Genomic DNA, 12715 nt, shown 5'->3' with positions numbered 1-12715 from the left:
GTGCACCTGGTTTGGGACCAGGGGGTCGTAGGTTCGAATCCTACTGCTCCGACCATATTTTAAAAGCGTTCAAGCTTTAAAAAATATCCCAAAGATTAAAAAGAATTTCTTCTTGTCGTATCGATAGAAGGAATTTTTTTGTTTTCTAGTTCGAAATTTTAATTCAATCGTACTCCAATATTTGAACGTGTTTATATAAGCTCTGTTCTCTGTTCTCTGTTATTGATATTTCTGTCTTAACTCATCTTTTTCTTGATCTGATAGAAATGCGATTTTTAGGCCATTTTCTTGAGCTGTATAAATTTGCTCGGGGCTTAAACCAGCTAATGGGGCAGCAGTTAAATATTCATGTTGTATCTCAATACCTTCTACTGCTGGGTCATCCGTATTAATGGTGGCAAGTACGCCATGTTCTAAAAAAGTCTTTAATGGATGTTCTGCTAGTGAGGATACTGTATTGGTTTGAATATTTGAGGTGAGACAAGACTCAATACCAATCTTATGTTTTGCTAAATAATCTAAAAGTTTTAAATCTTGAACTGCTTTAACACCATGTCCAATCCGTTCGGCACCTAATTCTTCAATGGCTTGCCAAATACTTTCTGGGCCAGCAGCTTCGCCTGCATGTACGGTAATATGCCAACCTGCATCACGTGCTTTTTTAAAGTGATCAATAAATAAATTGCCCGGAAAACCAAGCTCATCTCCAGCGAGATCTAGCGCTTTAATATCATTTTTATGGGCAAGTAGGGCATTTAATTCTTTTTCACAGGCTTCTTGGCCAAAAGTACGACTCATAATCCCAATTAGGTTTGCTTTTACTCCGTACGCTTGGCTGCCTTCTTTTACTCCAGCAATCACAGCTTCAACTACGCCTTCAAGTGGGAGTTGATGGGTCATTCCCATATAACCCGGTGAAAAACGTAGTTCTACATAGTCTAGTCCTTGCTGTGCTGCATCCTGCATGTTTTCAAAAGCAATACGTTTACAGGCATCTAAACTGGCTAATATTTTTACGCCCCAATCGAGCTTAGATAAAAAACTTAATAAGTCGGGTTGGTTATCCATCACTTGTACGTGTGGTCGTAAAGATTCAATGTCGTAAGCAGGCAAATCTAAATTGTATTGTTGCCCCAACTCTAAAATGGTTTGAATGCGGATGTTGCCATCAAGGTGGCGGTGTATATCTGTCAGCGGGAGCGTTTTTGTAATCATAGATTTCTTCTTATCTGTTTGCATCAATTCATCATGCCTGTTTAGATGCACTGATAAAAGTTTGGATTTGCTATGTTTTTGTGAAAATGGTTGAGTTGAGTTTTTTGAACTTACTATATTTGTATAAGTTTTAATTTTGATGACATTGTTCTGGCCTAAGAAGACAACGCAGTCTGTGTAAGATACAAGCACCAAGATTTTTATTGTTTTTAATTTCGCTGGGCCTATTTCTGTTGACTCTTCAAGAGTGGATTGGCTGAAGAATGGTCATTGGTATTTTGCCTTTTACTTGTAAAGATGAATAAAGGCTTGCTAAAGACTAAACTGATAAAGCGATTAATTTATCTGTAGAAATCTATTTCTGGCAAGTAAATGAAAAAGAAGAAATAGGAAGCGCTCAAATGAAGTCGGTACTTTGTCATCAAGCAAAATTACAAGTGGTGGACCAACCGAAATTAACGCCTGCAAAAGGACAGGTGTTATTAGAAGTGGTGCGATGTGGGATTTGTGGTTCTGATTTACATATGCAGCACCACTGTGACCATATGCATGATTTGGCTGCACGTGTCGGGTTTAATGGTTTAGCGAAGTCTACAGACCCATTTGTACTTGGACATGAATTTTGCGGCAAGGTTTTAGACTATGGTCCAAAAACACGTCATAAATTTAAAGCCGATACACTCGTTTGCGCAATGCCTCTTTTAAATGTAGATCAGCATGGTTATTTGTCTACAGGTCTTTCGCCAAATGCATCTGGTGGTTATGCAGAGCAAGTACTGGCTCAGTCGAGCTTGATGTTTGAAGTACCCAACGGTCTAGATGCCGATAGTGCTGCCATGACTGAACCTATGGCGGTTGCATTGCATGCTGTTCGCCGTAGCCGTGTGAAAACTGGTGAACCTGCAATTGTGATTGGCTGTGGTCCTGTCGGGCTAGGTGTCATATTAATGCTTAAAGCAGCTGGGGTTAAAACTGTAGTTGCCAGCGACTTTTCACCAAACCGCCGTAAGCTTGCCGAGCAATGCGGTGCAGATATTGTGGTAGACTCTAAAGAGACATCGCCATTTGCCAACTGGAAAGAGTTTGGTTTGCTTGGCAATGTTTCTGATGCAATTAACATGGGTATGGGGCTGTTTGATAAGTTGCAAGCGACACGCTTACCTTGGTGGCATGGATGGCGCATGATTGATAAGTTAGGTGCTCTGCCAAAACGTCCTGTTATTTTTGAATGTGTGGGCGTACCGGGTGTTTTGCAGCAAATTATTGAAGGTGCACCTTTATTTTCCCGAATTGTTGGGGTGGGCGTCTGCATGCAAAGCGACAAAATCGAACCCGCACTTGCAATTAATAAAGAGTTAGAAATTCAGTTTGTGTTGGGTTATACACCGCTGGAGTTCCGAGATGCACTACACATGATTGCAGAAGGTAAAGTGAACTGTTCACCGCTCATTACGGGTGTTGTTGGCCTAGAAGGTGTTACGAGTGCATTTGAAGCATTACGTGACCCTGAACAGCATGCCAAAATCTTGATTGACCCGAAACGTAATGGTACAGACATTCAATTAATGAGTTATTAACTTAAAGTCATTTATGCTCAACTAAAAAGATTGTGATCTTATCAATCACAATCTTTTTTTATGAGTATAGATCGCAATATGTGGCACAAATGAAAGCTGCTGAGCTAGTTTGAATTGCTCTTTAGTTGTTCTAATTCTTGGTAAATCCACTCAACAAATTTCTGAATAGTCGGTGAGATGTCTTGGCTCGAATGAATGAGATAGTATTTTCGGCTGCCTTTTAGTTTTTTATTGGAAACAATCACCAGTTCTTTTTTTTGTAGTTCAGATTCAATCAACATTTGTGGAATTAGAGCCATTCCCATGTCATGACTGGCGGCAACCGCAAGCATTGAAAATAACTCATGGCGTTGTCCATCAAAAGGCTTCGGGTGTTGCATCTGATGAGTTAGAAACCATTCTTGCCAAATGCTAGGCCGAGTGGTTTGTTGTAGTAGGGGAATTTTTAGCAAATCTTCAGGGCTTAAATCATAGGTATTTTCATTAATCATGACGGCATCTAGAAAATACTTTTCGATTAGCCTTGGTGAGCACACAGGTACAATTTCTTCATCCATTAAATAATGCGCTTGTATGCCGGGCCAGTGGTCAATTTGCTGCTGCGTACCTGCAAAAATTGCAGCGTCAAAAATATTGTCATTAAATAAAAAAGGCTTGGTACTGGTTTCTAAGTGAACCGTAATTTCAGGGTGTTTTTGATTTAAAAGATGGAGCTTGGGTAACAGCCAACGCGTTGCAAAGGTAGGAACGACACCTAATTTTAATGTTCCACCTAAACCTTTATGAGAAATCACATCGGCTGTACATTTCTCTAAACCCAATAAATAAGGCTTAATACTTTTAAAATACTGCTGACCTGCAATGGTGAGTTCAACACCATGCCGAGTACGTATAAAGAGTTCAACACCCAAGAAATCTTCTAACTGCTGAATTTGGCGCGAGACTGCACTTTGGGTAATGCATAACTCTTGCGCAGCATAGGTATAACTTAGATGTTTTGCTGCACTTTCAAAGCAAATCAGGCCCTGAATGGACGGGATGCTTCTTCGCATAAATAAAATCCTTTTATTTGTCGTCATATTTCAAAACAGCATATGATCTAAATGCAGATATCCGAGTTTAGTATAAAAATAAGCCATTTTTAATGAAATACAACCAATTAAATATCTAAATTTAATATGTCTTATTTTAAATATGCGTAAGTCGCATATCTGCATGAACATTTATCGTTTGATTACTGCATTTTTCACGCATAACATCGAGTTAAATAAAGAAGATCAAATCAAGCAGAGGATGCGATGAATCACATGGTGACAACAAAAAAAGCAAAAGTTCAATTTAACTGGCAAGACCCATTTTTAATTGAACAACAGCTTACCGAAGATGAGCGCATGATTCGTGATGCGGCTCATGCCTATTGCCAAGAACGTTTGCAACCCCGTTTACTTGAGCAATTCCGTCATGAAAAAACAGATCCATCTATTTTTCGTGAAATGGGAGAGCTTGGCTTATTGGGTCCAACCATCCCTGAGCAATATGGCGGTGCCGGTTTGAACTATGTGAGTTACGGTTTGGTTGCACGTGAAATTGAATATGTCGATTCGGGCTACCGCTCTATGGCGAGTGTGCAAAGCTCATTGGTCATGGTTCCGATTCATGAATTTGGTACCGAAGAGCAAAAGCAAAAGTACTTACCTAAACTAGCTACGGGTGAATACATTGGTTGTTTTGGTTTGACCGAACCAGACCATGGTTCGGACCCAGGCAGTATGATTACTCGTGCTAAAAAAGTTGACGGTGGTTATCGTTTAAGTGGCGCAAAAATGTGGATTACCAATAGCCCAATTGCCGATGTATTTGTAGTCTGGGCAAAAGAAGTTTCTGCTGAAGGCAATGTTGGTGATATTCGCGGCTTCATTTTAGAAAAGGGCTGGGAAGGTTTATCTGCACCTGCCATTCATGGCAAGGTCGGTTTACGTGCATCGATTACAGGTGAAATCGTGATGGATAACGTATTTGTACCTGAAGAAAATGCGTTTCCTGAAATTCGAGGTTTAAAAGGCCCATTTACCTGTCTAAATAGCGCCCGCTATGGCATTGCATGGGGGGCAATGGGTGCTGCCGAGTTCTGCTGGCATACTGCACATCAATACACCATGGATCGTAAACAATTTGGTCGTCCGTTGGCTGCAAATCAATTAATCCAAAAGAAACTGGCAGATATGCAAACTGAAATTGCTTTGGGTTTGCAAGTGGCTTTACGTTTTGGCCGTATGAAAGATGAAGGTATTGCTTCAGTTGAAGGCACGTCTCTCATTAAGCGTAATAACTGTGGGAAAGCACTTGATATTGCCCGCATGGCGCGTGACATGATGGGTGGAAACGGTATTAGTGACGAGTTTGGCGTAGCACGTCATTTAGTCAATCTTGAAGTCGTAAATACCTATGAAGGTACACATGACGTTCATGCTTTGATTTTAGGTCGTGCACAAACAGGTATCGCGGCATTTAGTAACTAACTCATTAATTTTTTTAAAAGATAAAGGTGTTCTTTCGAGAACGCCTTTAGGGATTTTTACGCAAAAATTTATGGATAATGACAAGATTCATCGTAAGGATACTCATGTAAAGATACGCCTCTGTGTACTTAAAACTAAATATAAGATGATGAAAATATAGAAGATTAAGTCATACAGAAAACATAAGTAGGCTACCGATGACTCATTTGGGAAAATGAGGAACTAAAGATGAACAATGACGTTCAAGTAATATCGAAAGAATTAAGAAATACATTTCCAAGTAACCTTGGAACATATGAAAAGATTGGACCAAATACATGGAAATGGGCGTTGTTATTTGCCTATTTTGCGATGGTAGTCGATGGCATTGATATTATGCTGCTGTCTTATAGCTTGACCAGCTTAAAGGCAGAGTTTGGTTTAAGTACCTTTCAGGCAGGCGCATTAGGTAGTGCTTCTTTGGCAGGTATGGGTATTGGCGGTATTTTGGGTGGCTGGGCATGTGACAAGTTTGGTCGCGTAAGAACTATTGCCAACTCGGTGACTTTCTTTTCTGTAGCGACTTGCTTATTGGGCTTTACGCAAAGCTTCGAGCAATTTATGGCCTTACGTTTTATTGGTGCTTTGGGTATTGGAGCACTCTATATGGCTTGTAATACCTTAATGGCTGAATATGTACCAACCACGTACCGTACAACGGTATTGGGTACGTTACAGACGGGTCAGACCGTAGGTTATATTGCAGCGACCCTATTAGCTGGCGCAATTATTCCAGATCATGGCTGGCGTGTTTTGTTCTTCCTGACAGTGGTGCCTGCTTTTGTTAATATTTTCCTACAACGATTTGTGCCAGAGCCAAAATCTTGGCAGCTCACCAAAATTGAAAGTTTGCAAGGCAACAGACAACCTAAAGAAATGTTGGTGGCTGAAAAGCCAAAAAGTGGCAGTATTTATAAGCAAATTTTTAATAACTTTAAGCACCGTAAAATGTTTCTGTTGTGGATGACCACAGCATTCTTCTTACAGTTCGGTTATTACGGCATTAACAACTGGATGCCAAGTTATTTAGAAACAGAAGTGCATATGAACTTTAAAAACTTAACCAGTTATATGGTGGGTTCATATACCGCAATGATTTTAGGCAAAATTTTAGCAGGATATCTTGCCGACAAATTTAACCGCCGTGCCGTTTTTGTGTTTGGAACAATTGCCAGTGCAGTGTTCTTGCCAATCATTATTTTCTTCAATACCCCTGACAATATTTTGTATTTATTAATTACCTTTGGCTTCTTATATGGCATTCCATACGGTGTAAATGCGACTTATATGGCTGAAAGTTTTTCAACCGATGTGCGCGGAACAGCCATTGGCGGTGCCTATAACATTGGTCGTGTCGGGGCTGCGATTGCACCAGCCACCATTGGTTTCTTGGCATCGGGTGGTACGTTTACCATGGCCTTTATTGTGATGGGCGCTGCGTATTTTGTGGCGGGTGTATTGCCGGGCTTATTTATTAAAGATCGTCAGTACGATCCGCAAAAACAATCATAAACAATGATAGGAAGGTGCGTTGAGTACCTTCTAAAAAGATAAGGGTATCGTTATGGGTGCATTACAAGGAATTCGGGTTTTAGATTTAAGTCGTGTGCTTGCAGGGCCTTGGTGCGGACAGATCTTGGCAGACCTTGGCGCGGAAGTGATTAAAATTGAACGCCCTCGAGTAGGTGATGACACCCGCATGTGGGGACCACCATGGATGCCCGATCAAGACGGTAAAATGACCCGTGAATCTGGCTATTTTCAATGTACTAACCGCAATAAATATTCGGTTGCGGTAGACATAACCACACCCGAAGGTCAGGCCTTAATTTATGAAATTGCCAAGACTGCCGATGTGGTAATTGAAAATTATAAGACAGGGTCTTTGGCTAAATATGGTTTGGACTATGCGTCATTAAGTGCGTTAAATCCAAATATTATTTATTGCTCGATTACTGGGTTTGGGCAAGATGGCCCACGTGCAGAAGAACCCGGTTATGATTTTATTATTCAGGGTATGTCTGGCTTAATGAGCATTACTGGCGAGCCTGATGATGTGGCTGGTGGTGCGCAAAAAGTTGGTGTGGCTGTTGTAGATATTCAAACTGGTTTGTATTCAACCATTGCCATTCAAGCCGCATTGATTGCACGCTCACACACGGGACGCGGTCAGTATATTGATATGTCTTTGCTTGATGTACAGGTCGCGGCACTGGCAAATCAGGGGATGAACTATTTAGCTTCAGGTAAAGCCCCGCAGCGCATGGGTAATCAACACCCAAGTATTGTGCCGTATCAAACTTTTAAGGCTAAAGATAAAGAATTTATTATTGCTTGCGGTAACGATAAACAGTTTAAAGATTTGTGTGTTGCGATTGGTTATCCAGAGTTACTCGAAAATGAAAAATTTGTGCGCAACCAAGACCGCGTCAAATATCGAAATGAACTGATTCCTTTATTGTCAGAGCACTTTTTACAGAAAACTGCCAAAGAATGGGTTGATATGATTCATGCGCTTAAAGTACCCGTAGGTATCATCAACTCTATTGAAGATGCTTTAGCTGAACCACAAATCGTCCATCGCAATTTGGTGGTCAATATTCCTCATCGTTTAAATGAAAACTTCCAAACCATAGGCTCACCCATCAAGTTGTCTGATACTCCAGTTGAATATCATCATGCACCGCCAGAGCTAGGTGAACATACTGCTCAAATCTTATCGAGATTTAAAACAGCAGAAGAACTCGCCGCGTTAAAGGAGAAGGGCATTATTGATGGAAAAATTGCTTAAGCTATTGTCGTTTTTAATGTGATTCAATTTAAATAAAAACTGTGATTTGCAATAAATCACAGTTTTTTTATTAAAAAGTAAGCGTTTTAATATTTAAAAATAAGCGGCAGCTCTGGTCTGAAATCATGAATTATTCCTTGAGGCTCATGATCAAAACTAATTTCCATTAAATGCTCCGATCCATTAGTCACTTCAAAATCATCAAGCGAATTGAACAGTAACGAAGTAGGGTGCTGTTCAAGGTTTGGAATAGAAACTTTAATCGCAGTGATTTCTGATAAATCTTTGCTATGCACAAGTGGTTGTTGTTTTTCTTTTGCAGCAAGGTCTGGTCGTGAAGCAAATGAAAGGAAGAACCACATCGGTTCAGATACCACAGAATCTTTGGCAACATTTACTTCTAAGCTGGCTGGTAAATAGCTTGGCTTGTAAACCCAATTAGGAAATTTTGCACTGTTATCATCTTTATTTTTAGGGCGAAAACAGATACCAAAAGGGGACGCGATATTATTTTGGGTACTTAGTCGCTCAAAAAGCAGAGTAGGTTTGGTGAGATCATTTGAGGCTTCTTCGGGGTTATTTAAAAAGATTAATTCGATAAAGCTATTTTTAAAGAAAAAGCGTCTGTTTTCGGTACCTTGACCCGGATGCTTATTGGATGAACCTTCTGTTAGACCGAATTTTTTTAAAGTTTCAGCTTCGGGAGCGCCTGATTGTACACAAATAAAAATATGGTCCACTTCCATTTTAAGTTCTCATGCTAATGTTGATGAATATTAAATAATTGATTAATAGAATTTTTCATGTTTATCGCAAGTGTTTCATCGAAACCATCGACTAAAAAGCGGCTAATTAATCCTTCAATCACCGTATAGATCAGCTCAGATAAAGCTTCACCATTCGGTATATTGCAATTTTGCGCAATCAGTACTTTAATCCATTGTTTATGAGCTTTAGAAATAGAAATAATGTCTTGATCATCTTGGTTAGATTCAGCGACTGCTCTTACAAATAAACAGCCTTTAAAAAAATCTTGTCTAAACCAATTGGTGTGCCAATCCAGAATTTTATTGATGGCTTCCAACCCTGTTGCATCTCCCACATAACCCAAAAGGCTTTGCTTAAACCGTTCATCACGTGCAACGAGTACAGACTTAACCAGTTGATTTTTATTTTTATAGTACGTGTACATCGTAGTTTTAGAGCAGCCAGATTCATCGCGAATCAGGTCAACGCCAACCCCGACAAAACTATTTTCATTAAATAGTTTCTCGGCTGTATCTAATATTTTTAAGGCAGATTTTGACATGTGTCTTTTCCAAAAAATAAAATAGTACAGATCTGTACTATTTGAAATTTTATCTATATGCTTTTTAAAAAGCAAATTTTTGTTTGAGGAAAAAAACCATGTTCTCGATCTTTTATGGCAAAGAAAAACTGGCTCCATCGCCCAGTAAAGTTGATGTTTTAAGAAGCCTTATTGGGGGGACAGTCAGTATTTTTATACTTCTGTGGTTGAGTAAGCTCACACACAATATCTTTATCATGGCGCCGTTTGGTGCGACCTGTGTGTTGCTCTATACCGTGTCGCAGTCACCTTTGGCGCAGCCGAGAAATATTATATTTGGGCATCTTATTTCGGCTTTTGTAGGTTTGTTTTTTCTAAAATTTGTCGGTGTTTCTATTTTTACAATTGCTTTATCAGTAGGTTGTGCCATTGCGCTCATGCAGATTTTTAAATGTGTTCATCCACCTGCTGGGGCCAACCCTTTGGTTATTTTGTTGACCGCGAGCACCATACATTATGAGTGGAGTTTCTTAATTTTTCCTGTTTTGGTCGGCGCAGTGTCTTTAGTTTTGGTGGCGATGCTGATTAATAATATTAAAGCGAGTACCAAGTGGCCAATGTATGGCTTGGGAATTTTAAATAGTAAAAAATAGGCAAGCTATGAAGTATTTTGAGTTTAAAAAAATGAAAGTATTCACTACGCCAAGATAGTGAATACTTTTGAATGAAATTATGACTTCTTAGAAATACGTTCTTCGATGGCAAATTTGAGTAAAGAAGCACTGCGGTAAAAACCATGTGCGAACTTTCCAAATGGCATGGTAATAAAAAACGTCATGACCGTAGCTAAATGGAAAATCAGTAAAAGTGCCATGTAAGGGGTATTACGAAATGCCATGAGAGCTAAGCCTGAAGCACTGACTAAAATTAAAAGGAAAATAAAGCCTCGATCTACAGGTTTTTGCTCGCGGTCACCATGTAATGGATGACGTTTAAGGTTTAAATAAAGCAAACCAGATGGTCCAATCACTAAGCCAAACCCACCCAACGTACCTAAAATAACAGGCAAGCTAAAGATAGGGTAAGGCGCATGCAGGTTAAGAAAATAGTGATATAAAGTCGCTACGCCTGTGGCTGCAAAGCAAAGCATAAAGCCATAAAACGTCAGGTGATGGAACACACGGCGGATTTGTGTGTAGCGGTCATCTTTCTCATTACAGCCTTTGCCATGTCCACCATCTAAATATTTAAGCGTTAACACATTTTGAGATGCTTGAATAAGGTCGGGTTTTTCAACTTTGCCGTGAATAACTTTAGAGGTCTGTCTCCAAAATTTACTAATCCCAATGCCGAGCAAAACAATCGCAACTGTAAAGGTCGCTCCAAACAATAGAGCTAAAAAGTTATGCGGGAAAATCGCATAGAAATTACCTTGATAGCCTGCAAATAGGTCGGTGCCTTTGTACCAAACCACAGCTAACATGCATAAAAAGAAAATCACTGATAAAGCTGAAACAAAAGGAATCCCAACAGACTTATAAAGTCGGCCTAAAGGCTGAGGGGTCGCAAACTCTTGATAAGTTTCCAAACGTACTTGCGCCATCGCTTTTGGAATGTTTACACCAAACTCATGCGGCGGAGCATATTGGCAAGCGTGTAAACAAGCACCACAGTTATGGCACAGGTTTGCGAGGTAATGAATATCGGCTTGATTGAACTCAAGACGCTTAGTCATCGCCGCAAATACAGCACAAAAAGACTCACAGTAACGACAAGCATTACAAATCTGTAGGGCTCTTTGAACTTCCTGCTCATGATCAGAGAGCTGAACAACTGGAATCAGGGCTTTAGTACTAGCATTCATGTTCAACTCCTTGTGAAAGTGCGTAGTGGGCTGCATTTTTTCCGGCAATGCGTCCAAACGTTGTGCCAATCGACATGCCGACCCCTGCGGTATAACCCTGACCGAGTACGTTACCTGCCATCATTTCACCTGCAACAAACAGGTTGTGGCTGGCTTTATTGTTAAAACGTACCGCAGCATCATCTTCGACTTTTAAGCCTAAATAGGTAAAGGTAATGCCAGGTTTAAGCGCATAGGCATAGAAGGGTGGGCGATCGAGAGGAACTGCCCAGTGGGTCTTGTTGGGAACAATATTTTTGGTGGTGCAGTCATCTAAAACCGTATGGTTAAAGGTGCCTTGTACGCAGGCTTGGTTAAATTCTTCTACAGTGTGACAGAAGGTTTTTGCATCTAGCCCGATTTTTTCGGCCAGTTCTTGAATGCTATTTGCTTTCACACCCGCAAACACAGGTGGCATAAAGCGACCAATCGCTTTTGAGTCGATAATCGAATAGGCGATTTGCTGAGGCTGTTTGGCAACAAGGCGGCCCCAAATCGCATAACGTTTTGGCCAGAAGTCTTCGCCTTCATCGTAAAAACGTTCGGCTTTGTTATTAACCACAATTCCCAGTGAAACGCAGTCAATACGGGTGCAGATGCCGCCGTCATATAACGGTGCGCGTGCATCTACGGCCACACAGTGCGATTGTGATGGGTCACCAATAATATCGGCGCCTTGATCTATCATAAATTTGAGCAAGTTGCCTTGATTAAAGCGGGTTCCGCGAATAATGAAATTATCGGCAGGCCATTCGCCGTTTTCATTTTGTCCCCATGCTTCTCTTAACCATTCCAGATTTGACTCAAAACCACCTGCGGCCAATACACAGCTTTTCGCCTTAAATACACGGCCATCCTCAGCAATTGCAGCTTCAAAATGTCCTTGGTTTAACTTTAGATCTTTAATTTTTGTGTTGTATAAAATCTCAATGCCAAGTTCTTGGGCACTACGGTAATACGCATTAATGAGGGCTTTACCGCCACCCATAAAAAAGGCATTGGTACGTGCAACATGCAAAGCACCCGATAGTGGCGGCTGAAAATTCACACCATGTTTACGCATCCAGTCGCGACATGTTGCCGTACTACGAATGACCAGACGAGCTAAGTGCTCATTGGTTTTGCCCGCAGTGACTTTAAGTAGGTCTTGCCAATATTCTTCTTCGGGGTAGGCATCGACCAATACATCTTGAGGAGCATCATGCATGCAACGGAGGTTACGAGTGTGTTGTGAGTTACCACCACGCCATTCTTTAGGTGCTGCCTCTATGACCAGCACAGACGCGCCACTTTCTTTTGCCGTGAGCGCGGCACACAGTGCGGCATTCCCACCACCAATTACAATCACATCATGCATGGATTTCTCCCTTTCTCAGCTAAGGC

At 40.7% G+C, this 12715-nt stretch carries 11 protein-coding genes; 5 read left to right on the top strand and 6 right to left on the bottom strand.

Annotated elements, in window-relative coordinates:
* Positions 1-219 precede the first annotated feature (219 nt).
* Positions 220-1215, bottom strand: a complete 996-nt coding sequence (gene add / locus ODQ17_RS09315; RefSeq protein WP_322903119.1) for an adenosine deaminase — start codon at positions 1213-1215, stop codon at positions 220-222.
* 401 nt (positions 1216-1616) lie between these two features.
* On the opposite strand from add, the gene ODQ17_RS09310 reads away from it, so the two are divergent.
* Complete coding sequence (locus tag ODQ17_RS09310; RefSeq protein WP_322903117.1) at positions 1617-2792, top strand: zinc-binding dehydrogenase; 1176 nt, start codon at positions 1617-1619, stop codon at positions 2790-2792.
* A 104-nt stretch (positions 2793-2896) separates the two neighbouring features.
* On the opposite strand, the gene ODQ17_RS09305 is transcribed toward ODQ17_RS09310, so the two are convergent.
* Entirely contained in the window at positions 2897-3844 is a 948-nt protein-coding gene (locus ODQ17_RS09305; RefSeq protein ID WP_322903115.1) for a LysR substrate-binding domain-containing protein, read from the bottom strand.
* 246 nt (positions 3845-4090) lie between these two features.
* Here ODQ17_RS09305 and ODQ17_RS09300 point away from each other — a divergent pair, with 246 nt between their 5' ends.
* From ODQ17_RS09300 to ODQ17_RS09290, 3 genes are all read left to right on the top strand, one after another.
* Positions 4091-5311, top strand: coding sequence for an acyl-CoA dehydrogenase (locus tag ODQ17_RS09300; RefSeq protein ID WP_322903113.1), 1221 nt, complete (start codon positions 4091-4093; stop codon positions 5309-5311).
* A gap of 228 nt (positions 5312-5539) precedes the next feature.
* Positions 5540-6862, top strand: a complete 1323-nt coding sequence (locus tag ODQ17_RS09295) for an MFS transporter (protein WP_322903111.1) — start codon at positions 5540-5542, stop codon at positions 6860-6862.
* A gap of 52 nt (positions 6863-6914) precedes the next feature.
* Positions 6915-8141 (top strand): CaiB/BaiF CoA transferase family protein, encoded by a 1227-nt coding sequence (locus ODQ17_RS09290; RefSeq protein ID WP_322903109.1) that lies wholly within the window; start codon positions 6915-6917, stop codon positions 8139-8141.
* A gap of 86 nt (positions 8142-8227) precedes the next feature.
* Here ODQ17_RS09290 and ODQ17_RS09285 read toward each other — a convergent pair whose 3' ends face one another.
* Positions 8228-8887, bottom strand: coding sequence for a VOC family protein (locus ODQ17_RS09285; RefSeq protein ID WP_322903107.1), 660 nt, complete (start codon positions 8885-8887; stop codon positions 8228-8230).
* 14 nt (positions 8888-8901) lie between these two features.
* Complete coding sequence (locus ODQ17_RS09280; protein WP_032048087.1) at positions 8902-9450, bottom strand: TetR/AcrR family transcriptional regulator; 549 nt, start codon at positions 9448-9450, stop codon at positions 8902-8904.
* A gap of 98 nt (positions 9451-9548) precedes the next feature.
* Between ODQ17_RS09280 and ODQ17_RS09275 the strand changes: the two genes are divergently transcribed.
* Positions 9549-10082: an HPP family protein gene (locus ODQ17_RS09275; RefSeq protein WP_322903104.1), complete on the top strand. Its 534-nt coding sequence runs from the start codon at positions 9549-9551 to the stop codon at positions 10080-10082.
* Between the two features lie 77 nt (positions 10083-10159).
* Here the strand turns inward: ODQ17_RS09275 and tcuB are convergent, their stop codons facing one another.
* The gene (gene tcuB / locus ODQ17_RS09270; protein WP_322903102.1) at positions 10160-11293 is read right to left on the bottom strand and encodes a tricarballylate utilization 4Fe-4S protein TcuB; all 1134 of its coding nucleotides are present in this window, start codon (positions 11291-11293) and stop codon (positions 10160-10162) included.
* Positions 11283-12689, bottom strand: coding sequence for an FAD-dependent tricarballylate dehydrogenase TcuA (tcuA, locus tag ODQ17_RS09265; RefSeq protein WP_322903100.1), 1407 nt, complete (start codon positions 12687-12689; stop codon positions 11283-11285). Before tcuA ends, tcuB begins: the two co-directional genes overlap by 11 nt.
* Between the last annotated feature and the right edge of the window lie 26 nt (positions 12690-12715).

The sequence above is a fragment of the Acinetobacter sp. IRS14 genome (assembly GCF_034650275.1).
Lineage (GTDB): Bacteria > Pseudomonadota > Gammaproteobacteria > Pseudomonadales > Moraxellaceae > Acinetobacter > Acinetobacter oleivorans.
Note: the sequence above shows the minus strand (reverse complement) of the source record. Positions and strands in the feature narration are given on the sequence as shown.

Coding starts and splice junctions, on each gene's coding strand:
- ODQ17_RS09310 (WP_322903117.1), top strand. CDS start 1,617: ATGAAGTCGGTACTTTGTCATCAAGCAAAATTACAAGTGGTGGACCAA.
- ODQ17_RS09285 (WP_322903107.1), bottom strand. CDS start 8,887: ATGGAAGTGGACCATATTTTTATTTGTGTACAATCAGGCGCTCCCGAA.
- ODQ17_RS09300 (WP_322903113.1), top strand. CDS start 4,091: ATGAATCACATGGTGACAACAAAAAAAGCAAAAGTTCAATTTAACTGG.
- ODQ17_RS09305 (WP_322903115.1), bottom strand. CDS start 3,844: ATGCGAAGAAGCATCCCGTCCATTCAGGGCCTGATTTGCTTTGAAAGT.
- ODQ17_RS09280 (WP_032048087.1), bottom strand. CDS start 9,450: ATGTCAAAATCTGCCTTAAAAATATTAGATACAGCCGAGAAACTATTT.
- ODQ17_RS09295 (WP_322903111.1), top strand. CDS start 5,540: ATGAACAATGACGTTCAAGTAATATCGAAAGAATTAAGAAATACATTT.
- ODQ17_RS09275 (WP_322903104.1), top strand. CDS start 9,549: ATGTTCTCGATCTTTTATGGCAAAGAAAAACTGGCTCCATCGCCCAGT.
- tcuA (WP_322903100.1), bottom strand. CDS start 12,689: ATGCATGATGTGATTGTAATTGGTGGTGGGAATGCCGCACTGTGTGCC.
- ODQ17_RS09290 (WP_322903109.1), top strand. CDS start 6,915: ATGGGTGCATTACAAGGAATTCGGGTTTTAGATTTAAGTCGTGTGCTT.
- tcuB (WP_322903102.1), bottom strand. CDS start 11,293: ATGAATGCTAGTACTAAAGCCCTGATTCCAGTTGTTCAGCTCTCTGAT.
- add (WP_322903119.1), bottom strand. CDS start 1,215: ATGATTACAAAAACGCTCCCGCTGACAGATATACACCGCCACCTTGAT.